At 51.8% G+C, this 24,469-nt stretch carries 9 protein-coding genes and 1 pseudogene; all 10 read right to left on the bottom strand.

All coding sequences use genetic code 11. The features are described 5' to 3' along the window. Positions 1-24: 24 nt before the first annotated feature. Entirely contained in the window at positions 25-2,364 is a 2,340-nt protein-coding gene (locus Q0R57_RS01060; RefSeq protein WP_294743047.1) for a beta-galactosidase, read from the bottom strand. Beyond that, positions 2,361-4,235, bottom strand: a complete 1,875-nt coding sequence (locus Q0R57_RS01055; protein ID WP_294743044.1) for a RagB/SusD family nutrient uptake outer membrane protein — start codon at positions 4,233-4,235, stop codon at positions 2,361-2,363. Before Q0R57_RS01055 ends, Q0R57_RS01060 begins: the two co-directional genes overlap by 4 nt. A 46-nt stretch (positions 4,236-4,281) precedes the next feature. After that, the gene (locus Q0R57_RS01050; RefSeq protein WP_294743042.1) at positions 4,282-7,578 is read right to left on the bottom strand and encodes a SusC/RagA family TonB-linked outer membrane protein; all 3,297 of its coding nucleotides are present in this window, start codon (positions 7,576-7,578) and stop codon (positions 4,282-4,284) included. A 36-nt stretch (positions 7,579-7,614) separates the two neighbouring features. After that, positions 7,615-9,375, bottom strand: a complete 1,761-nt coding sequence (locus Q0R57_RS01045) for a fasciclin domain-containing protein (RefSeq protein ID WP_294743039.1) — start codon at positions 9,373-9,375, stop codon at positions 7,615-7,617. 41 nt (positions 9,376-9,416) lie between these two features. After that, a complete protein-coding gene (locus tag Q0R57_RS01040) occupies positions 9,417-11,519 on the bottom strand; it encodes a fasciclin domain-containing protein (RefSeq protein WP_294743036.1) in 2,103 nt (700 codons plus the stop codon). 37 nt (positions 11,520-11,556) lie between these two features. Beyond that, on the bottom strand, positions 11,557-13,377 hold the full coding sequence (locus tag Q0R57_RS01035; protein ID WP_294743033.1) for a RagB/SusD family nutrient uptake outer membrane protein: 1,821 nt from the start codon (positions 13,375-13,377) through the stop codon (positions 11,557-11,559). Positions 13,378-13,414: 37 nt separating this feature from the next. Further along, the gene (locus Q0R57_RS01030) at positions 13,415-16,780 is read right to left on the bottom strand and encodes a SusC/RagA family TonB-linked outer membrane protein (protein ID WP_294743031.1); all 3,366 of its coding nucleotides are present in this window, start codon (positions 16,778-16,780) and stop codon (positions 13,415-13,417) included. Between the two features lie 4 nt (positions 16,781-16,784). After that, positions 16,785-19,442: a fasciclin domain-containing protein gene (locus Q0R57_RS01025; RefSeq protein ID WP_294743027.1), complete on the bottom strand. Its 2,658-nt coding sequence runs from the start codon at positions 19,440-19,442 to the stop codon at positions 16,785-16,787. A 15-nt stretch (positions 19,443-19,457) separates the two neighbouring features. Continuing rightward, entirely contained in the window at positions 19,458-23,756 is a 4,299-nt protein-coding gene (locus Q0R57_RS01020) for an alpha-L-arabinofuranosidase C-terminal domain-containing protein (protein ID WP_294743026.1), read from the bottom strand. Between the two features lie 165 nt (positions 23,757-23,921). Next, positions 23,922-24,469: pseudogene (locus tag Q0R57_RS01015) on the bottom strand (hypothetical protein); the annotation flags it as partial.

Here is a 24,469-nt window from a genome sequence, read left to right as displayed (position 1 = left end):
CGGATTTCCGCGCCCTCGTCTGTCTTAGTAGATGTAAATCTTGAAGTCTTTCACGCTGCCTGGTGCGCCTTGTTCGGCACGTGGCAGATACTCAAGGGCTTTTACGCTTTGCTCTGAGCCGAGGTCAATGACAAGGAGGTGAGGAGCCGAGGCACCCTTCTCCGTCTGCCAGTAGGTGGACTCTTGCAGGTCGAAGACCTTGTCGCCTAAGTGGTTGCCGCCTTCATCCTCGCTGTTGGCATACTTCGTCTTCCAAGGCTCGCGAGAGAGGCGCTTGCCGTCGTTGCCCTGCAGATAAATCTCGGCGATGGCTACGCGGTCGTTGGCCGTCTGAGTAGAGAGACACTCGATGGCGAGATAGCGACCTTTGGCGGTCTTACCAAACTGGATGGTCTGCCAGCCATTGCCAGCCTTGAAAGCGCCTGCGCTGACAGGTGTAGCGCTGTTGAGGTCGGGCTTGTCGCCAATGTTATTGTGTTTATTGCTCTTCTCCAGTTGCAGCTTGTTCAGCTCAGGCTCGGCCTGTCCCCAGACTACAGTCTCCTTAGGACCAACCACGTCGAGCACGATGACCTCGTTCTTACCTTTCTTCAGCCAGCAGCCAGGCACATAAAGTGTCTGTTGCGGACCGATGCTCCAGATGCGGCCCATGGCATGGCCGTTGACATAGACCTGCCCCTTACCCCAAGTCTCGAAGTTCAGGAACGTGTCACCTACTTTCTTCAGGTCGAAGTAGCCGCGATAGTAGCCACGATTCCCCAATGCAAGAGGCTTTCCGAAGGCATTAGGATAGGCATCAGAGTCGAAAGAACGGGCAGCTCGGTTGTAATCATCAGAAATAGGTGTCATCGTCCATTTCTTCAGCGTCCACGCTGCTTCGTTGCCATATTCGTCAGCCTCTGCGTTGATGACGACATCGCCAACGATACCTTTGAAGTCCTTGATGGCACGACCGAAGTTGATACGGCCCATAGCTTCAACGAGGATAGCCAGCTTCTGTCCTTTCTTTACAGGGGGCAGGGTAAGTGACTTCTCATTCTTTACGCGGTCAATCTTTCCGATATATACGTCATCGATGAACACCTGGGCATAGTCGTGAGCCTCCAGTGTGAGTGTGCTCTGCATGGGAATCTCGGGAAGTGCTGTCACATAATAGGTCATACCCCAACCTAAGTCCATCTCTTCGAAAGTCTGTGGGTTGACGCTGGGGATAAGATGCTGGTTGCGATAGAACGGTGCAAACTCCGTCAGCTCAAACTTAGGTACGGTCACTATAGGCATGGGAGCCTTGGGCACGGCGGGAAGTTTCTTGCCGTCGTTGTATTTCTCCATCATCTTGCGCAGCTCCCAGAACTTCGGTGTAGCCTGGCCATATTCATTGATGGGGGCGTCGTAGTCATAACTGGTGACGTCAGGTGCAAAGCCTGGGCTGTTGGCACCTGCCCAGTGGCCGAATGAGGTACCTCCGTGAGTCATATAGAGCGAGAAGCTGATGCCTTTCGACAGCATTTCGTCCATACCCTCCACCATATCCTTGGCAGGACGGGTCTCGTGACGTGCACCCCACTTGTCGAACCAACCGCTCCAGAACTCAGAACACATCTTAGGTGCATCGGGACGCAACTGACCCAGACGACGGAACTGGTCGTCGATGTTGGCACCAGTACCGAAGTTCATCGTCCATGTCAGGTCGTCGAGGCCGTTCTTCTCGAAGTTGCTCGACCAGTCGCACTGGAACAGCGACAGTTCCTTGCCGTAGATGCCACGCAGGCAGTCACGGATCTCGCTGACATAGGGCTTATCCTCGCCATACGAGCCGTACTCGTTCTCTACCTGAATCATGATGATTGGGCCACCGTTCTGAATGGTCAGCGGCTTCAGCTGTTCGCCCACCTTCTCCTCGAAGATTTTTACGCGTTCCAAAAAGTAAGGATCACGCTCACGGAGCTTAATGTCTTTCTTTTTCAGCAGCCACCAAGGCAAGCCGCCCATCTCCCATTCGGCGCAGACGTAGGGGCCGGGGCGCACGATGACGTAAAGCCCGTTTTTCTGTGCCAGCCGGCAGAACGCTGCCACATCGTTGTTGCCTGTGAAGTCGAATTGTCCCTCACGCTGCTCATGGATGTTCCAGAAGATGTAGATGCACACGGCGTTCATGCCCAATGCCTTACACATTTGGATGCGGTGCTCCCAGTAAGGGCGCGGGATGCGGGGGTAGTGCACCTCAGCCGCCTTTACCACGAATGGTTGGCCGTTCAGCAGAAAAGTGTTCTCGCCTGCCTTAAAACTGCCATTCGCGGTTTTCGGCTGTGCATACGCCGTCAGTGCGCATGCCAATAGGATGGCTGTCAGTAAGTGTTTCATAACGCAGGCCCCATTTTTCCGTTCCACTTCAGATACCAGTTTTCCTGGTTGCGGAGCTTGCTTCGGATGTCCTCTGAAGCATTGCCGCTACCAGCACGGGCAGAGATAATGTTGCCCATGAATTCACCGGGATCACTACTGCGCAGTGCGAACCGCATGACATCGTAGAAGCGTGTGCCTTCAAAGGCAAACTCCAGCGCTTCCTCGGTGAGCAGCAACTGGCTGACATATTCCTGCTGGGCAGCCAAGGGTACGGCCTGCTTCTGGCCGTCGACCTCGATGGAATCGGGGAACTGGTAATACTCATTCAGCGGTGTGAAACCCGACCCACGGGTATGAATGCCAATGGTGTTCATGTTGTTGGTACTGCGATTGTACGCCAGGGCCTCGGCTGTGAAAATGCCGTAGCGCGAGGTGGGGAAGTCTAACTGACGCAGCCATGTGGAGTCGCTCTCACTGTAATATGGGCATACCTCGTTGATAATAACGTCGTTGTTCAGACCCTTCGACAGAATCTGGAAAGCCATACGCGGATAGCCGGCCATGTTGAGGGCCTCAGCCATGCGCAGGTAAACCATCATCTTACGGTAGATGTGAACATTGCGGCTGGCATACTTTGTTATGAGCTGTGTCTCAATGCGTTCGCCAGTGATTCTGTCGCTGGTGTAGCCCTCGCCCCAAGAAGTGACGAGGCGCAGATCGCCTGAACGGTGCAGTGAGAGGTTCTTTGGCGCATAGATCACGCTGGTGCCATTGGTACCCACGCAGCAGTGCCACTGTGCGGCAGAGATTTCCTGTATGCGCTGTGAGGGCGTCAGACTGTACTTATAGTCGTTCTCATCAGTGGAGTTAAACAGGTTGCGCAGCTCGCTGTAGTTACCCTCAGAACGGGTGGAGTCGCACGGTATCATCGTGATGAGTTCGCTGTTGGGCATGTAACTCTCATTGGTATCCAAGCCTCCCCCCCAGTATCTCAGGGAGAGCCACGTGGTGCTACCCGGTACCCAGGTGTAGAGGTTGACACCGACGGGATAGGTGGAGTTCTGACCATTGCGCTCACTGATGTATCGATAGTATCGTAGGGCGGCCTGCCGGTACAGTTCGGTATCGCCGGAGGCACTGGCCTGCCACAGGTAGAGATCGCCCATCACGATATTGATGGGGAACCACAGGAAGCGTGCATCGTTGCCACGGATGGAACCATAGCCGGGATACTCGCGGCCGTAGCGCTCGGCCAGCGGCTGCAGGTCCTTGATGAAGTAATCGCATATGGCATCGAGGTCGTAGGTCGGGTAGGTGAGTTCTGCCTCATGCTTTGTGAGAATCGGCTCAGTGACGAACACGACCTTGCCATAGTTCAAAACCATCTGCAGGTAAGTCCATGCGCGGATTGCCTTTACCGCTGCATACTCCTTCATGAAGATAGACTCATTGCGGTTGTTCTTCAGTGCTGTGTCGGCATGTGCAATGAAGTAATTGCAATTGTTGATGATGGCGTAGTAGTCGCGGGGGTTATTGTACTGGTTGTCGTCACCAATCTGGAACAGGGCGACATCGCGCAGATCGCTCGAAGCCACACTGGTTATACTGGTCAGATCGCCGCGCACCTCACCAAGCAGTATGGTGCGGTCGGCTATGATCTGGAGCTTCTTCAGGATGCCAGTGACGGAATAGATGGAGTCGGTGGAGCTGTTCAGATGGTCTGTGCCAGCATAGATAATCTCATTGGATTCCTGTTCGAAGAAGTCGGAACAGGAGATGAGGAGGAGTGAGGAGTGAGGAGTGAGGAGTGAGATTAGTCCTGCCATCATAATCCTCGCCCATTTCTTACGTCCGCAAGCCGATTTCTTATCGTTTATCTTTGTATTCATAAACTATAAACTTTAAACTCTAAACTATAAACTTTAAACTCTAAACTTAGAGGTTGATTTTCACACCAGCCACCAGCGAGCGGCTTTGAGCCAGGCGTCCCAGGTCTATGCCTTGTCCGATAACGTTGCCTGTCATGGCAAACTCGGGGTCAGCGCCTAAGTACTTGGTGAACGTGAATACGTTGTTGGCCTGAATCCAGAACTGCAGACCCTGTATGTATTCCGAATTGAGAGGTAGGTCGTAGCTCAGCGTGACACTCTTGAGTCGCAGGTAGCTGCCATCTTCTATCCAGCGGTCGCTGAAGCGGGAGTTGCCCATGGGATCCTGGAAGGTGATGCACGGTATGTCGGTCTGTTGTCCTTCAGCCCGCCAGCGGCGTTGCAGTGCTGTCCCCTGGTTCATGAAACGCGAGCCGCCTTCCAATTGTGCACGCATATAGTTGTAGACATCGTTGCCTACAGAATAGTTGAAACGCATGTCGAATTTCAGCCGTTTCCATGCCAAGGTTGCGGAGAGGTTACCATAGATATCAGGATTCGGGTCACCGATAATGGTGCGGTCGGCCGTTGTAATCTGATGGTCACCATCAAGGTCGGCAAATTGTATGTCGCCGGCACCGAAGTAGTTCTTGTCAACACCATTGTCGCCCAAGACATACAGACTGGCGGCCTGTGCCTCTTCAGTCGTAGAGAACACACCCAATGCTTTATAGCCGTAGAAGGCATTGGCCACCTGGCCTACCTGGGTGCGGACGGTGGCTCCATAGACCTCGCTGTCCATATACTGGGCATTGTCTGCCAGTTCAGTAATCTTGTTCTTGTAGTGACCCAGACTACCGCCCACCTGCAACTGCCAGTCCTTGAGATTAAGCACCTTGTAGGTGACATTGACATCGAAACCGGTATTCTCCAGTTTGCCGCCGTTCGACCAGTTCTTATCCAGTCCGGAGAGGAAACCCAAAGACTGTTGTGTCAGCAGGTTATTTGTCCAGCTCTTGAATGCGTTGAACGACAGGGCCATCCGGTTATTGAACAGACTGGTTTCGAATCCGGCATTGAGACGGCGTGTGGTCTCCCATTGTATCTCGGTGTTTCCGATGCCGCTGAACGACAGCTCTGCAATGGCATGCAGGTACTGCTGTGCGCGGAAGTAGCTGCGGGCAGCGTAGTAGTCGATATCATCGTTGCCGCTGACATCGTAGCCGGCAGTAAGACGCAGGTAATCAATGCCTTTGACCTTGGCCAGCCAAGGCTCATTGCTCATGACCCATGAAGCCTGTATACCAGGGAAGATGCCCCATGCGGCATCAAACAGACGGAGGTCACCGCCGTCCTGTCCGAAGCGTGAAGAACCCTCGACGGTGAGGTTGGCTTGCAGGAAGTAGCGGTTCCTGAAGTTATAAGATGCCTGTGCATACCAGGCCAGTGAGTTCCAGTTGTCGTTGGCACTGGCATCGTCGGCATTCTTTAAGCTGGAACTCATGAATGGGGTCTTATCGTTACCGGTATCATAGCCTAACTGTGAGTTCATGGTGTAACTCTCCCAGTTGATGCGGGCTCCAGCAAAGAGGTGTACGAAATGGGCATCGTAGCGGTTTTGCCAGTCAATGCGGGTATCGCTCATGACGGAGTTCTGCTTCGAGGCCAGTGAGCGTACTTCGTTTTCGCGATAGGCACCAATGGAACTGACATAGTAACTGGGCGTGCCGTTGATGGGGATGTAGAACATCTCCCTGGTGTTCACCAGATTGTAGCTGAAGTGCTCCGATAGTGAAAGGTTCGTGTTGAACCGATACGTCGGGGTGACCGTCAGGTTGAGCATGGAGTTTTCGAAACGGTTCTTGTTTTCTGCGTCGGCATACTCATTGATGGCGGCGGGGTTGCCCAACTGCCAGTTGTAACCGTTATAGTTTGCCAGCGCTTCTGTCAGATAAGATTCCTCTTCAATGTCGAAGTGCGAACTGCTGAGTACGCCGCGGCCATAGCTGTAGGGACTTAGGAAAGGACTCTTCACATAAGCCAGAAAACCAGGTGACGTCGGTGTCCCCTCGTCGTAGCTTTCCGGCGCACCGTCGTTGCGGATGTTGCGTGTGCTTTTGGCAAACGACGCATCGAAACGGACGCCGAAGCGTTCGGTGAGACTGATGTCCGTGTTGAAGCGGATATTCAGACGGCCCATGTCATTATACTTCAGTGGACTTTGTTGATCGACATAGCCTACCGACAAGTTGTAGTTGGCCACATCATCACCACCCTCCACGTTAATGCCGTAGTTCTGGGTCATGGCCGTATGGTAGACAAGGTCTTTCCAATCGGTATTCTGGTGGTACTGGGTGTAATAATAGTAGTCGGGATTCTCGTTGAGGAACTTGAACTCGCGATTGGTGGTGTTGGTAGTCTTCAACAGTTCTGAGGCATAGCTGCGATACTGCTCGGCACTCATCACGGAGAGGAACTTCGGCTCGAGTACCACGCCAGCCGACACGTTAGCCGTAATACGCGTAGCCATCGACTTGTTACGACGTGTTTGGATGAGGATGACACCATTGGCACCTTTCGCACCATAGAGTGCCGTACCATTGCGCATCACAGTCACCTTCTCGATGTCATTGGGATTGATGTTCGACAGGATGTCATTGTAGAATCCGTCGTGCAGCATGGAACGGCCATACTGCTGATCAATGATAACACCGTCGATCACAATGAGCGGTTGTGCGTTGACATTCAGAGAGTTGAGTCCCTGAATGAACATCACGCTGCCGATGCCGGGCGCACCACTACGCTGCTGCGTGTACACCGTTGCGCCAAGTTGCTTCTGCACCTCTTCCTTGATGTTCACGGAATTGGTGTACTTGAAGTCACTGGCAGTAAAGTCGTTCATTACGTTGATCTCAGCCTGATACTCGCTACTGAATGATGTGGGATACAAGCGCGACTCCTTCTGTTGCTCATCGATGAGCAGACCCTGCCTGACAGGGTTGTGGTCAGGCGAAGTAATGTAAAGGGCCGTCGTAAACACGGGTACCTTCAGCAAATAGGTGCCGTCGTCTTCTGTAAGGGTACTGTAGCCATTCAGACCGTCGGCCTTCACAATGGCACCTGCTATGGGTTGCCGCGTAGCAGCATCCACGATGAGGCCGCGAACCGTCCGAGTTTCATATTGATTCTGCTTCTCAACGATGGTACGTTTACGTGCAGGCTCTTCCTCGTCGTCTGTATCATCCTGGGCCGAAACACAGAATGGCATGGCAAGGAGCGCCAGACTCAGCACCATCCTAAAAGACTGATGGAAAGCGACAGACAGCATATCTGTCAGATTTCTTCCGTATATCTTGGTAATCATAATTCTTTTCACTTTTCACTTTTCACTATTCACTCTTCACTCTTCATGTGGTTTCAGGATGATACAGTCGATACGCATGGTACGTGTGTACTCGTTGTTGCGTTGCTGTGTACTAGTGACATAACTCTCAACCTTCAGCGATACCTGTGGTTCATCCTCTTCAAGACCATAGGAAGCTACGGGGAACATAAAGTTCTCGGCCACCTTGATATAGTCCACTTCATCGGGCTGGTTCACCACAGCGGTATTGTTCACCAAGGGCACACCCTCGTTGTTGCCCGTCTTCACCGTCTTTCCGTCCTGCGTGTGATGGTAGAGGGTGAATTTCAGACGTGTGGGTAGTCGCTGTATGTCGGTGGCATTGCTGTCGTTGGCCAGAGCTGGAGCGGTGACTACATAGATATCGTAGCCAATGTTCGAGAGCACATCCTTGATATTGAATGTCACACTGTGGTTCACGGTGGTACGTGTTGGCTCGAACTCTACGAAGCCGTTGTTCGACACCTTATTGTAATAGGTGTTACCCGATTCCACATAGCGGTTGCGTGGTACAATGGTTTCAATCCAGGTCGTATCTTTCGAGCCGTCTTCTTTGGTAGTGACCTTGTCCACAACCTTGCTGACTTCACGGATGCTTCCCTGGCCTTCAGCTTCAATGATCTTTGTCTGGAAGAAAGTCTCACGCTTGTCAATTTTCCAGTCATTAACTTTCATGGCTATGCCATTACTGCACGCCATATTCGTATTGCCGGTAAAGATACCGCTCAACGGGTTGAAGTACTGGTAGTAGTGCAGATCGTCGGCTCCCCATGTGTACTTGCGTGAGTTGTAGAAGAGTACGGCATTGGTCGACATGGCCGAATCCAGCAGCATGGCATCCGTGTTGATGGTGCGGCTGAAGGCTGTTCCCTTCATGATGGCCATGCGGGTGTTTGTGTAGAATACGGAGTCGCGTTTGTCGACCGTGTTGTCATAGTTGAAATAGTTCTGGTATTCGTCTACGAGTTTACGCCACACCTCATTAGTGGGCATCAGCATCCAGTAAGTGCTGTCCTCATTGTTCAGGCGGGCATTGAGGAATTGGCTGTCGAAGAGATCGTTCTGTTGACGGAACACAGAATCGAGGTAGATGGTACGTCCGTCCACGATGCCGCCTTCCACGCTCTTGCTGGCCTGGAACTCCTTGCGGTAGAAACGCTCATTGTAAAAGAAACTGTACAGACTGTCCAACTCAGCATCGCGACGCATATACTCAAACACGTTCGGGAAGTAGTCAACCTGACTGCCCACGGTAAACAGCACACCATTGTCATAGATCTTGTTGCTGCTGGTCAGCGGACTGTTGCCAATCTTGCTGGAAGTGAGCAGAATGTTCTTGCCGTTCATCATCATGATGGTGTCGTTGCTGGATTGAGACACGGAGTAGTTGTACAAAGCGATATGGTTTTGCAGGAACTCCTTGATGGTGCTGTTGTCTCTGTCGTCAACCTTACCCTTCTCGGCATGATAGGCTGCAATGAGTTTGTCGGCCTCTTCCTTGGAGAAACAACTGTTGGTAGGCGCAAAGACGGTGAACACCTGTGCTGAGGCCAGCGACTTGTCGTAGCCACAAGCCTCGACAACACTACTGAAGTTGCTCAGTTCCGGGTTCTGCTGGATAGCCTGCCATAGCGATCCCTCTTCTACGCCCTCTGGAGCCCTATTGTTGTGGTCGTCCCACGTGTCGGAGCAGGCGCCGAAGGTGAGGGCGGCTATTGCCAGCCCTATCACCTTATTATATATATGATTAGTTGTCATAATTTTAAACTTTTCACTTTTCACTTTTCACTATTCACTTCTTAGAGGTCGTCCTCCATCTCGCCCTCGCCGTCGACGCCATAGACGCTCTTAGGCACAAGCTCCAAGTAGTCGAGCATGAACTCGTTGTTGTTACCCTGCTTACCGTCGCTCGCCACACGGAACCGCACGTAGTGATCCTTGTTCGCGTCCATGTAGGTTTGGCATAGCACACGGCGGTGCGTGCGGTAGTTACCAACGAAGTAGTTCTTGGACGATGTACTGAAGTGGAACAGGGAACGTGGTGCGCGGTAGGCACCAAGATTCTTGAGCACTTTCTGCTCGGCCGCCTTCTGTTCATCGGTCATCTGGTCATAGTTGTTAGGCTCCTCGTCGAATACGAAACGGTCACCCAAGAAGGCTTCGTCGTTGAGGAACTGTGTCATATCGAGCGGAATGCCTTGTGGTACACCGTCGAAATACACTTGCGCCACACCGCGGGTGGGCAGGGCACAGAAACCCAGACGCACCTGCCAGTCGCCGCTGTAGGGTACGGGCGGTATGCGGAACTCGAAGTCATAGTCGCCGAAGAGGTTCCACTCGTCGCCCTGCCACGACCAGAAGTTGATGTGTGGTCGGCGCAGTACAACATAGCAGTTTGAGAATGTTACACCGTCCAGGTAACCCATGGGGAAGTAGTAGTTGCGGCCGTTCTTAGGCGTTGAGGCATCGTCAGGTACACCGGAGTTGTCATCCTGTGTCGGATCGCCCTCAAAGCGTAGGTGATTGGACATCACTTCGGGGAAGACACTTGAGAAGTCGAGTCGGATTCGCATGTTCTGGATCTTGTTCTGAACCTCGTCGCTGAAAACGACAAGGTCGTCAACAAAGAACATGTGGCCGTTCAGGGCATCATGGTCGAAGTTTGCCTCGATGGTCGGGCTAACATGGACCCCCTCTATTTTGTATTGATTGTCGTAGCGGCGGTTGATGTAGCGCTCACCCTTCGTGGCGTTGCCAAGCCATGCTGTCACGGTGGCTTTCTCAATCTTTACCAGGGTATGAGGCAACAGTGTATGGAACCACTCTATGGGATTGATGAGTGTTTCATCGAAACCGAATGCCCCCTGCACGACACCGATATTGACATCCATTGGTGTCAAATCTGCGGTACCGGCGGTATAGCGCGTCACCACGTGATACTGCATGAAGCGTTTCAGTGGGTTGATGCTGTCTGTCAGGTTCTCAAAGCTATGACCTTCCTTGCTGACATCTTTGGGATATACCTTGTCATAGATGCTGCATGCCAGATCATAGAGGGCACGGATGTCGCCTTTGGCTATGCCGTACTTCCGCTGCAGCACCTCATCGGGCTCCACAAAGACAGTGTAGCCATAGAGTTTCTGGTCGGGAACCCATGCCACTTCCTTCCAGAAGTCGGAAGTGTAGTAGTATTTGGAATACGCATCCTTATCGTAGTCCTCATCTTCTACAAGGGTCATCTGGCTGATGACATCAGTGGCTACCAAGGCATTGTAGAAGGTCTCGAATGGTGACTCGCTTGTTGCGGCATGTTCTCGCAGGATGTCGGCAATATAGCTGTTTGACTTTTCAATAACCATATCGACAGGCTGCATGATACCATTTTCCACAGAGTCGTCCTTCAGCTCAAAGATGATGTGTGCTGTGCCCTGGAGGAATACAACGGCATTGCTGTCGCTGTCGAAACCCTGTGAGGTGGCCAGGTAGCGCCCCAGCATATTACAGGTAGCCAGACGGTCCTGCGTCATTTCCATCGTGGTGTACATGTTATTCACTATATGTGTGCGGGCTATCGTGTCGCAGTCTGCATCGGAGAGTTGCGACACACTTGTCAGGCCGCGCGCCCGCAGATAGACATTCACTGCGCTGTCTGAAGGAACGAAACATGTTAAGTGTCCGTATGAGGATAGCACTTTCATCACGTTGGCGCGCTCTACAATCTCTGTAAATTTGCTGTACTGCCTGCGGTTCTTCAGAAAGTCGCTGGCCATCTCACCCGTAAAGGTGTAGAAATTGCTTTTGTCCGGCTCGTCAGAACAGGATCCCAGCGTCATGCTAAATGATATATAACAAATGATGAATGATAATCCTATCAGATGTTTTTTCCTTATCTTAGTCATCATAATTCTCAATTTTCAATTATCAATTCTCAATTCAAGATCAGTTGCTATTCTGGTAGCTGCTGTCTTCTCCGCTGCTGAAAGCGGGATTCTGCACCAGGTTCTTGTTAACCTTGATTTCATCGTTGTTGTAAGGCCAGTAGATGGCATCCATCTTTGTCAGCTTGTTCTGGATGAGCGAGCTGCCAGTGGTAACCTTCCGCAGGGCGGCATTGACCAGTGCCCGCGTGTTGCCGTCGCGCTGAGAGCGACGCACCAGATCGTACCAGCGTTTGCCCTCGAACATCAGTTCACGCTGACGTTCCTGAAAGACCAGTTCTTCTATCTGCGACTTTGTGTTGTAGTCGGTGGCCACGAGCGTATCCTGCAGGGTGGTCTGACAGATGGCGCGTTTGTTGACGGCGTTGATCAGACTGAAAGCTTGTGCCAGAATCGGTGCGTTATAGGCTACGGTCTCGTTGTCGCTGCCTTCACGCATGGTCTGCGCCAGTGCCTCGGCCTTGAGCAGCATGATGTCGGTCAGGCGATAGATGACCCAATTGGCACCATTGTTGCCGTCAGCGTATATGCCGGAATAGGAAAGAGACGTCGGTGAACTGGACGAACCGGCAGCCTGAATGAGAACCTGCTGCGAGGTGTACTTGTTGATGCTCTTAGTCAATATGTTGCAGTTCTCATAGATGCGGGCATCAATATTCTTGTTCTTGTCGGAAAAAATGGTACGTCCGCTTTCCTTAGCGATGTCGTCAATCACATAGTCCGATGGTGCCAGATAACCGCGCATTGCACTGGCGTTACCATAAAAGACGTTGACGGCCGAGTTTGCAAGCATACTGTTGCCGCTTGGGTCATCCTTAAACACCAACTGGAAGATGATCTCCTGACGGGCCTTTGCCTGTTCGGACTCCACATCCCGGCCAAACAGCGTGGAATAGGCATTGCCGTAGAATCCACTCGTAACCTGCTCACTCACAAGCGGGAATCCGTTATAGCGCTCGAAAGCGGTCGCACTGCTGGAACCCGTAGAACTGCCGAGGGTGCTGCTGGAACTGCCGCTCATGGCCAAAATTTCCTCGGCCATGGTCTTCTTTGACGCGATGACCTTGTCTGCGTAGTTAATGCACTGCTGGTAGTCTTTCTTCCACAGATACATCTCGCATAACATGGCATGTATGGCATCCTGTGTGATGTGTCCCGTCTGATAGAGTGGGGTCGTGGTAGGATAATACTTCACGGCTTGGCCTTTTACACGTTCCAGATCGTTGATGAGTGAATCGAGCACTACGTCGAACTTTGTGGCTGGCAAATCCATCCTCTGGTCGTCGTTGGTGTAGGCCTCGGTGGAGTAGGGCACATCGCGGAACGTACGTATCAAGTAGAAGTAGCACAGTGAGCGCAGTGCCACCATCTCTGCAATGTTTGCCTGCAATTCGCTATCGGAATAGCTGGGGTCGCTGGCTGCCACTTGGGGTGCATACTTGATGACGGTGTTACAGCGGTTGATAATGTTGTAGAAACACTCCCATGAAGTATAGCCGTTAGTGGCCATAATATTCTCGTTTAGCACGTTCAGAAGATTGGCATCGTTGGTACTGTTCAGTCCGGCACCGATATTCTCGCTACGTGCTTCTCCCCAAATGATCATGCGACGTATCATGGCATCGGATTGCATGCCGGAGTAGCAGCCTGCGATGATGCCGTCGACATCGGCCTTCTCGTTCCAGAAGTTATTCAGCACGATGTCGTTCAACGGCTCTATCTCCAGAAAGTCGGAACAGGAGATAAAGAGATAAGAGGTGAGAGGTAAGAGGCAAGAGATGACTCCTGTCATTACCTTGTTATATATTCTGTTGGTCATCATAAACTTCAATTTTTCAATTCTTCAATTTTTCAATGCTTCAAAAGTCTACTGTGATACCAAGGGTAAAGGAGCGTGAACGTGGTGTCTGAGCCCAGTCGATGGCGGGATCGTAGCCGCGGGCAGAGATGTCAGGGTCAACACCAGAGTACTTCGTGATGACAAATGGATTGTTCACACTGGCATATAGTGAGAGACGTGACAGACCGATCCACTTCAGATACTTCTTCTTGATGGCATATGATATCTGAGCATAGCTCATACGGAGGTAACTGCCGTCTTCCACAAAACGGTCGCTGACCAGTGTATTGTAGCTCGATGTGGATCCGTACATCGCACGTGGAATGTTCGTTACATCGCCCTCCTTGCGCCAACGATAGTTTACGGCCTGACTCTGGTTGTTGTTGCCAATCATAGCTTCAGCATTCATACGTGCCATGTTCAGAATCTTGTTGCCATAACGGTAGTTGAACTGAGTGGTCAATCGCCAGTCGCCATAGTTGAAGGTGAAACCGAAACCACCCGTCAGCTTGGGCAGTGAAGAGCCGAGGTAGACAATATCAAGGGCATTGATCTGACCGTCGTGGTTGATGTCCTCATAAATGGCATCACCACCGCAGAAACGGTAGTTTTTGCCCGTTCCGTCGTTGGTGTAGTTATATATCATGCGGAGCGGGTTGCCTTGTGCATCGTAGATGATTTCACCCTCCTCGCTGAGACCGACGGGTGCTGTCTTCCCCGACTGAAGGAACGCTTCCCGCTGGCTGTCGCTCATCTTGTTGAAGGTAGAGTAATTGTACTGATAGACCCCCTTGTAGCGGAATCCGTAGATGGCACCTAACGGGTTTTCCAGTTGCACGCGGCGTAGTGTTTCGCTGTTGGAATAGCCGAAAGTAGAGTTGAGGCTGTTAAGTACATATTCGTCCATCTCCAATATCTCGTTGCGGTTGTTGCCGAAGTTGGCATTCAGGTCAAAGGTGAACTTGCCCACCTTGACAAGATCACGGGTGTTGATATGGAATTCCCAACCGGTGTTTCGCATCTTACCGTTGTTGTGGTACGGTACGGTAGCAAAACCAGAGTTGGATGGAATGCGGTAGTTTTCAAGCAGCATGTCCGATGTGGTTGATGTGTATAATTCAACAGCCATGGTGAGTCGGTCGTCGAAGAGTCCCAAGTCTAAACCGAGGTTATAGCTTGACACCATTTGCCACCTCAGGTCTGTCAGTTGGATGTTGATGGGGTACATGGCACTCTTGTCAATGTATTTATCGGTGACTCCATACTTCGATGTGTACAAGTACTCCTTGTTGGGTTGGTTACCCACACGTCCCCAACTGGGACGTATGGCAAGCATCGACAGCGTGGGTTTATATTTCTCCATCCAAGGCTCGTCGCTGACAATCCATTTCAGCGATGCCGACGGGAAGTATCCCCAACGGTTGTTTGGGCCGAACTTGGTGGTACCATCAGCACGCAGTGTAAAATCGGCAATGTAGCGGCCCTTGTAGGCATAGTGAGCCGAGAAGGTGAAATACATGGAACGCCACTGATTGTACCAACTGCTCATATTACTGATCTGGCCACCGGCATCTGAACCATCAATACCTGATGCAGCTCCCTTCTTGTCTTCTGACTGACCGGAAGAAGAGCCGCTGGTTAGTTCAAATCGGGCAAGGGCCAATGCAGAGTGGTCTTTGTTTTTGAAGGCAGGAATGAGTGTCAATGTCTGCTTGGTGTTGATCGATACGCTTTCCGATGATCCGTCATAGGTGGCGTTCACGCCAGATCCATTATCCCACTTCACAGAACGCAACTCCTGCGGATAGTAGCGGTTGTTGAATTCATTATAGATATTCATATACACCGAGCCGCGCCAATTCAATTGCCAGTGGTCTTCATCCATGCCTAAGAGCTGATACTGGATAATGAGCTCCGGGGTCATGTCGTAAGTGCGCTGCTGGTTCTTGGCCAGATGAGCACTGGCTACGGGGTTGGGATATTTCTTCTGGTCGCCGTCGAAGATGCTTGAGCCGTTCTGCAGCATCATGTAGTAAGTATCGGTGTCTAAACCCGTCAAGGGATCCTGTTCGTAGATGCTCATGTTTGGCATCTTCTTCAGCGCCAATGCCAACAGACCTTCGCCGTCGCCTTTGAAGCTCACCCAATCGCCTGTATTATACACCCAGTTCTTGTCATTCTTGGTGTACGTCAGTGCGAAGTTGGTACTGACACGGATACGCTCACTGACATTATAGTCCAGTGCCACTCGCGTTGAGAAACGGTTCAGTTTCTGTTCGATGATGGTACCGGTCTCATGGTCGAATCCACCACCAATGCGGAACGAGGCTTTCTCGCCGCCACCGCTGACAGTGACGTAGTGGTTCTGACGCAGACCCCACTGTGTGATGGCATCGCGCCAATCGGTGTTGTTGTTATACTGCTCATACTCTGAGAATGTCGGGGTATAGTTGATCTCGCTGATGGTGGCAGAAGCAACGTCATCCTGCGAAGGATTGAAGTAAGCCTCTTTCAGCAGCATGGTGTAGTCGTCGCCACTCAGCATGGGATAACCATTTGGCTGATAGGTGCCGGTGAGCTTCAGTGAGTAGGTGATTTTCGGTGCACCGCGTGTACCGCGTTTTGTTGTCAGTTCGATGACACCATTACCACCTTGTGAACCGTAGATGGCAGTGGCGGCGGCATCTTTCAGCACGCGGATGTCCGCAATATCCTCAGGGTTGATGTTCAGCAATTCTGCAAATTTCTCATTGTTGGCAGCAGCCATGTCGAAGTTGTCAAGGCTCACTTCACGGATGTTGCCGTCAACGACAATCAGTGGATTGGCGTTAGTCAGCGTTGACAATGACGAAGCACCGCGCAGACGCATTGTTGAACCGGAGCCCAAGTCTCCGCTGTTGCCCACGATGTCCAGACCGGCAATACGTCCCTGCAGGGCTTCATCCACGGTCGTGAAAGCCATACCCTCTACATCTTTCATCGAGAAGCTCTGTGTGGCACTCGATACCTCTCTCTGCGGAATGGGCAGTCCGTTGCCTGTCACGCGGCGCTTGGACTTCACAGTCACCTCTTTCAGTGTGGTGGCTGACTCCATTTTTACAGTGTATGTGGTCTTGTTGATGGGTAGGGTCTGTGTTTTCAATCCTACGAAGCTGAAGCGGATCTTGTCCTTCTGGTTTTTCACCTTCATGGTGAAGTTACCGTTCAGGTCGGTAACGGTCGATTCGATGATACGCCCATTGCCGTCAATCTCGCACACCGTTGCTCCCATCAGTGGTCCCATATCATCACTTATCGTTCCATGGACCGATGTGATGTTCTGTGCATTGACAACTGTTGTAGCCAACAGCGCCAGCACTATTATGATAGATTTCAGTGTTCTCATACCTTTACTTCCTCCTTATGGTTTTAAGTAGCTCGCGCCAGGGGGTCATCTCTTCATAGAACAGTGGTGCGTCAATCTGGTGTACCACGGCATCAGAGGCCATAAATATTCTGGCCGTATTGCCTGAGCCGTTAAACCAGTATTCGCGGCAAATATTGTTGTAGAGCCCGTCCTGTTTCGTCACATGGCGTACATTGCCCATGACATCCTTCACAGTCAGTTGCCCGTTACTGTTGTCACTCTCCAGTCCGAAGAAGCGCCCCGTATCGTAGTTACGTTTCATCGATTCGAAGATATTTACATAAGATGGGGTCTTTACACCTGTCTCCAGGTCTTCATCGTATAGTTCGGGAGCCATGTTGATGGCCACGCTGTGGTCTTGCACATGGTAACGGATAAAGTTGACGATGATGCTCTTGATAATCTGTTGTGCGCTGTCAACGGCAGCCTCGTCGGCAAATCCTTCGTTTTCCATTGCCTCGTAGTCATCCCATGTGGGGAGCAGTCCGCGGTCTATAAGGTCGCGTATCGACTCGTTGGTGGGCACATAGATTGTGTAGTTGTAGTTATCGAGCAGTGTGAGATTCTTCGAGCCCTGTGCTGACAGTCCTGCATTGTATTCATTATTGAGTTTTGTGCCCAGTAGATTGGCACCGTCATTGTCAATCAGGGTGAGGAATTCCGAGAAGGCCTCGTTGCCTTTCAGCGTCAGGTAAATGGATTTTTGTGTGCCCATGGGTACCTCGTTGTTCAACTGGTATGACTTACCGTTGTCCTTGGGATAGATCTCATTGGTTTCCACAGGAAGTGGTTTTGCGTTATGCTCCATCTGCCAGCCTCCGCTGAAGGCTATCCTGCCGTCGGCAGTGCGGCTGACACGAATCAGCGATCCTCCCTTGGTCTTATAGTATTCGTGACCGTCCTCCACATCGCCCACAATGATGAGGTCGTCCATGAGGCGCTTCAAGCGGTCGTCAATTACGCTACGGTCTACAGTGGCCTGCGTACGCACACCCTTGGCGATGTTGCCGTCCGTATCTACGGTGGTGTTGAAACGGCGCGCCTGCACGCGCTCTGACAAGGGTTTCGACGCATCATAGTAGAACTCTAAGGCCGTTGGCGCCTCCATGCCCGACAGGCGGTCTATGCCCCCATACGTTGCAGGGTCGAGATACCATAGCAGCGCCTCGTTGGTGGGCAGCAGCACGCTGTATCTCGAGTCCATTGACAATAGGTAAGGCAGGAAGTTCAACTGGTCGATGGCCCAGTAGATTACGTTCATCGTCGATTGGTGCGCCAGGGCAGGATAGGCCACAGACGCATATTCGGCTGGCGAAAACACCTTGTTGACCATGTAGACCACGCCGTTACATGCCATAAAGCATGAGTCGACGTAGCGGGCTTCAATGCCCAGATTCTCCTTGGCATCGTTCAGCACCCGTTCGAACTTCGACGGGACAGCCTCTGTGAATGTGGGTAGCATGTTGACATTGATCAGCTTGGCCAGCGTGGCATTAGGCACATTCTCCCACGATCCATATTCCATTTGCAGGTCTTTGCCCTCATTGTTCCACCAGGTATCCAGCGCCTCATTGGTGGGTGCTATCATGGCCCCCGCATCATAGTGCAGGTCGTAGCCCATGGTGTTGTTGTACATATACTGGTTCCAGCCCGGGTCAAAGGTCAGCAGTGCGGCAGCCACCTCTCCGTCAGGATTCTCCGTCAGCGACGTACCACCTTCAGACCGTTTGCTCAGATAGCGCATGGTGTAGACAGAGTCCTCGTTGTTGAACAAACGGTTATACTCACGTGTCGCCGTGGCATTATAATAGGGTGCCGAGAAACGGTCGACAAGCGCGGACCACTTTGACAGCTGCGGATGCTGGCGGAGCACTTCGGCCATGTTGGTCATTGGCTCTATCACACCGTCGATTCTCTGGATGTAGCCGTTCTTGCACGTTATATCGCGCTCAAGCACCTTGCGTGAGTTTACCCATGCCTCGTCGGCCGAAGTGGCCTGGTGATTGGTGAGCACGGCAAGGTCTTCGCTGTTGATATTGTAATACTCCATGAACTTCGGCAGGAAGTGGATCATGGGCGGCGTGGTAGCATCTTTCAGTATGGGGATGCTCTTGCGCTGGTCGCGGAACCGTTGCCAGACAGCCGTAGCCGGCATCTTGTCAGGTGAAATAATCTCTACGGAGTCGTAGATGGTCGTAGCGGTCTCTCGGCGCATGCACATTCCCTCCAATGGTGGCGTACCGCTGACATTGGATAACAACTCGATGAGGTAGGGATTGTTGATCATCGTGTTGTTGAGTAGCATTTTCTTCTGGGCCGTGCTGAGTTGTGAGTAGTTTTTTACGCCCCATTTGTTGTTGGCGAACCAAGCCTGGAAAGCCGAGTCGTTGGCAGCAAAGAGTGTCTTCGAACCCGAGTGGCTGAGCACCTCCGTCTGTTCTAGGTCGTCGACCAGCCGTAGCAGGGTGGTGTAATTGCCATCTTCCTGCAGTCGCTCATAGATAGAGTTACCCAACCACGAAGGTTGACCTGTCAGGGTGTATTCGTCTTTACACGACTGCACCGTCCAGGCTCCCATTAGCAGACAGCAGGTCACAATGGCCACCGCGCGACCTTGTCTTGCGATTGATCTGAATTCCATACAATTGTTATTTAGTTATTTTATCGTTATTTTTTGTCCGTTGCTGATATAGATGCCTCGTTGTGCGGCGTTATCATGAAGGCGCTGGCCTTTCAGGTTATAGACCCCATCCTCGCGTCGTCCGTTATCGTCTCTGACTGCCTTTACACTTGTCAGTGGACCGAGGTAAGTCAGTGAGAAATTATCGAAACAGCACCAGTCACTGTCTAACCAATCAGTCTTATAGAGTCCTATCACTAAGGTTCCGTTGGTAACGGTGGTTTCTACCTTATTGTAATATAGGCCATAGGAGTTGAAAGCCTGGTTGGCCTGTGTCACGTTATCGGGATAGTTGTTGTAGCTCGCAGTGCCGTAACGCTTGGCAGCACTGTTGTCATAGAGACTCATGACTGGTGTCTCGGCATTGTTGGCAAACAGCTTGGCGTTCAGTTGCTCCGTTCCGTTCCGATGGGCCTGAAAGGCGACATCCCGCGAGCCATATCGAAAAAAACTCTGCACTCCCACCTCATAGTTACCGTCAGGCAGTCCTGATATTGTTTGCGACATGTAGAAGTTCTTGTTCCAGAACTCGGCCACATAGCCGTTGGCCGCCGTAAAACCGTTAATGGTATACCAGGCGGCATCTCCTTTTGAGAAATCGGCATTTTCAATCATGCAGGTCAGGTCGCCATGGCCGTTTTTTACGGCCTCCTCAATGGCAATCTGGCGTGTATCCGTCTCGCAGGCCTTCAGCAGCTCCAAGGCCTTCTGCATGGCAGCGGCATTCTCAGCAAAAGTTGTGCTGTTGGCCAGCGCAGCCTCAGCAGCTTCAATGGCCGTCTTGTGTTGATCGGTCGGTTTTACCGCATGGAAAGCCTTCACCTTCGGCAGCAGTGTCACCACCTGATCCCAGGCTTTCAGCATATCGCATTCTGCCTGTGTAATCTTCATGACACAGCCGTGTTGGGCTTTCAGGTTGCCGTTGATATTGTGACCTACTGGGTCAACGCCCATGCAGTGCTCATCCATATAGCGCATGCGGTAAGCGTAGCCTCCGCTATAATTGATATATGCCAGACGCCAGCGCAGATCTCCGATGGGACGCCACTGCGTCATGCCCTCGATGGCCTGATTATTCTCTCCGACGTGGAAATCCTTGGTAACTGTCCAAACAGTAGTACCTGTAGCATCCTTCTCCGGCACTAATTTGGGTGCTGTAGCACGGTCAAAGCCGTTTGTTGACTCACATTTGAACAACATGACATACTGCTGGTCAACTGCGTTCCACACAATGTCGGCATCGATAATGTCATATCCTGGTGAGAAGTACACGCGCGGTTCGCAGAGGATGTTGAGTTCTTCGTCAATCTGTTGGTAGAATATATAATGCTTGTCACCCTTCACGCCTACGCTATAATAGAGTATGTATGTCTTTGTGACGGGGTCGTAGATCACCTGTGGGGCCCAAGCCGCTGTCATCAGGTCGGCTGTCATGGTACGTCCTAATGCCTTGCCGATGGCTGCGAGATTCTCATTCGTTTCCAGGTCAATGAACACCTCTTTGGTCCAGTGAATCAGGTCTGGCGAAAGCATAAGGTCCATGATGTGATTGCTCTCCCATCCAAGGCGCGACGTCATGTCGGTACCGACCAACATGAAGCCGTTGCCGCTCTTTAGGCGGTAGGTGAATGCATCGCGCATGCCGCCGGTCTTGGTGTACTGCGAGGTGGGAAACACTTCGCCGCTCGCTAACAGGTCGTTCCAGTTGTTGCCGCCTGTGTTCAGCGCATAGCAGGTGTATTCGCCGGTCTCGTGCATGTGGGCATAGAGATATGCCACCATGTCCTTGTCCTCCTCCACGTATTCAGGATAGTCGGCCCAGGTCTTCTGTGGCTCTTCTGCCAGCAGTCCCGTGACGGGGAAACGGTAGATATTGAGCGAGTAGGCAGGAATGTCAAGTTGGAAAACTGCATTTGTATTTTGTCCAGGAAATCCTATGAGTTCTGATGCCCCTTCGACGCCCTCCAAGGGTGATGGCTTCACCTTATCTGGATTCTGCATGGTGTTTTCGTCAGTACCGTATGTGGACGTCAGTCGTTCCACCGTACCGTTACCAATGCTGAAGTCGGTGTCCAACACCAATTGTTGCGTCTGTCCGTGGGGGTTCACCACCTTGAGAATCATCTCCTGTCCGTCTTCACTTATCTGACAGCTCTGATAGAGGGTACGCTCCGATTCAAGCGTCAGCTCATGATACTTCTGGCCGTTGATATAGCAACTGATGACATTGCCGTCAACCTCCACTCTCAGATCTACCCAGTCGCCAGTGGGCACTGCGTAGTTGACTTTGCTATATTGTGCCTTTGAGCCACCTCGGCATATCTCGATGGCATTCTGCGTGTTGCCCCAACCACCGATGTTCCACCATGCATAGTTGTCCTCGTCCTGATAGTCGAAGATGATGAGGAATCCTTCAGCACCTCCGTCCTTGCGGGCGCGAAGCGTATAGGTATACGCAGAGCCGTCGAATTTCGTTAGGTAGATACTTCGACAACCCTTATCGTTGTTGGTTCCACTCCCCGTCTGTTTCTTCACACCGTTGCTGACACTCCATGAGCCGCCATTGTCTGTCCAACCATTATTCGCAGAGAAGTTGTCGCTAATAATGGTCTCGCCGTTTATCGTAACTTTGACGTCGTCAAACGAAGCCTGTGTGTCCCATGTGGCCAATCCCACCTGATGCGTGGTTGTGGCCGTGATGCTGTTGCCGCTTTCTGTCCACAGCAGGTTCTGATAGCCTAAATTATGAGCCATCATCTTCTGCACGTGATAGCTGGGCGTTACGAAGTTGGAACCTGAGTTGAAATGAATCATGTCGTAGGCCCATGCAGGGTTGTTCTCATGTGTAAAGATGGGTGCAAACGATCCCATCACGCATACATCGCTGTTACGTTCCTGCCCCAGCATGTAGACAGCCTCGCCCAATGCAGAGTTCAGGTTGCCATATGTGCCGTAGCCGCCACTGTTGGCAGCGTATTCGCCGTTATAAACTTTGACATCGCGGGGATAGTTGTCGTACTTCTTGTAGTTTTGTTTCATCCAGGCGTGCGAGCGATAGTAGTGCTCGTCAACGATTTCAACTGGGTATTCGTTGCGCCATGTAGGGATGTCGGTACCCCACGCCTCCACATTGCCGATGGTGGTGATTTCCGGATATTTTTCTTTGATGGCCTTGTAGAACTTATAGTAGCGCTCGGGATACTGATAGCTCTGGTCACTGTTCGACCCCATGTCGTAGTTATAGTTCTCGTTGCCGATCTCAATGAATTTCAAGTTATAGGGAGCCGGATGTCCGTTTTTGATTCGCATGGCTCCGTATGTCGTCGTGCCGTCGCCGTTGGCGTATTCAATGGCATCAAGTGTATTCTGTACCAGTGTGTCCAAGTCGGCCATGGGAACATACCAACCGTGTCCCAGTCCGACGTTGACAACGAAGAGTGGGGCAGCCCCCATGTCCTCGGCCAGCTGAAGGTATTCATCAAAGCCCAGGCCGTCGCTGCTCCAGTAGCCCCAGTTGTGGCTCATGTGCCCGTGTCGTTGTTCGATGGGACCTATGGTGCGCTTCCACTGCCAGGTGTCGTCGAAGCTTTGCTGTCCTTCGACGAAGCATCCGCCGGGAAAGCGGAGGAATGTTGGTTTCGTATCGGCCAGCAGTTGTGCCAGATCGGGGCGCAGTCCGTTGGGCCGGTTGTTCCAAGTGTCAGGGAACAGTGACACTACATCGATATAGAGGTGTCCGCCGTTGCTGGTCAGCAGCAGCAACTGTCCACTGTGGTCTGTATCTTTTGCCGTAAGTTCGGCGGTCAGTTTATTCCATTTGTCGGTGTACACTTCGCCTGTCAGGGCAATGGTGTCGCTGACGGCAGTCTTGCCGTCATTTTTCAGTAGCGCGGCATAGACGCGCCCTGTATAATTATTGTTATTACCTTTCGCATAGAGCGACAGATGATAGGTTTTGCCTTTTTCAAAATTCATGCCCCAGAAACCTTCGTTTCGGATGCCGCGTTTGCGGGCCTCACTGGTAGAGGAACTGGTATACAGGTCGAGGCAAACGTCCTGTGCATCGTTCAGCAGAGGCGTGTATTCGGCAGTGCGGCGGTAGATGGAGGAACTTACTGCCTGCCAGCCATTGTCATATTGAGACTCCTCAAAAGAGCGGTTTCTCACGAGTTCGGCATAGAGGCCACCATCACCGGCATGGTTAATCTCCTCGAAGAAAAGTCCCCACTGGTAGGGACTGGTCAATGGTCCGCGCTGGGCGGAATTGATGTTCATGACCACTTGTGCGCTCGCGCCCGCGCATATATATAATAAGGTGGAAACAAATAAGGTCTCCAGGTGCTTTTTTGTCATAATGGGTAGTTTGGGAAGTCAGTTTTTAGGAAAGAAACTGAGCGCACAAGGGAAATAACCCCTATGTGCGCTCAGAATGATTGTCGTTTACTTCACCACAGCCTTTCGTACCTTAACAGTACCATCGGCCATTGTCTGCTTGATGATCATGACACCACTTCGTGGTGCATTGATGCGAGCACCATTCAGGTTGAAGAACTCTGTGCGAACTACCTGGCCATTGCTGAATGGAGCTGCGATGCCAGTAGTCTCTGGCTTAGTACTGTTCTTGCCGTAGTAGGTCAAATTCCAGTTACTCCAAATACACCAGTCACTACCGATGGCAGCAATCTTCTGCAGACCAATGCGTACCTTACCTTCTGCATCAGGCTTGAAGGTGATGGAAGTTCCCAGATAGTGGCCTTTCGAGAACATCTCGGCGGCTGTAGCCATGCCGTTGCAAGCACGCTGACCTGTAGCACTCTCACCGTCCTCGGCAACCGTATAGGCACCTGCCCATACCCACTGCCAGTTGTTGTCGTCTGACGACCAGAACTTCTTGTTGCCGTTATCGTCGACCTTAGGAGTACCGTCTTCATTGGTGTCCCACTTCGTGCTGGTGTAAGTATCTGTAGCGATGCACAGGCGAGGCATGG

It is taken from the genome of uncultured Prevotella sp., assembly GCF_946407605.1.
In the GTDB taxonomy this organism is placed as follows: Bacteria; Bacteroidota; Bacteroidia; order Bacteroidales; family Bacteroidaceae; genus Prevotella.
Note: the sequence above shows the minus strand (reverse complement) of the source record. Positions and strands in the feature narration are given on the sequence as shown.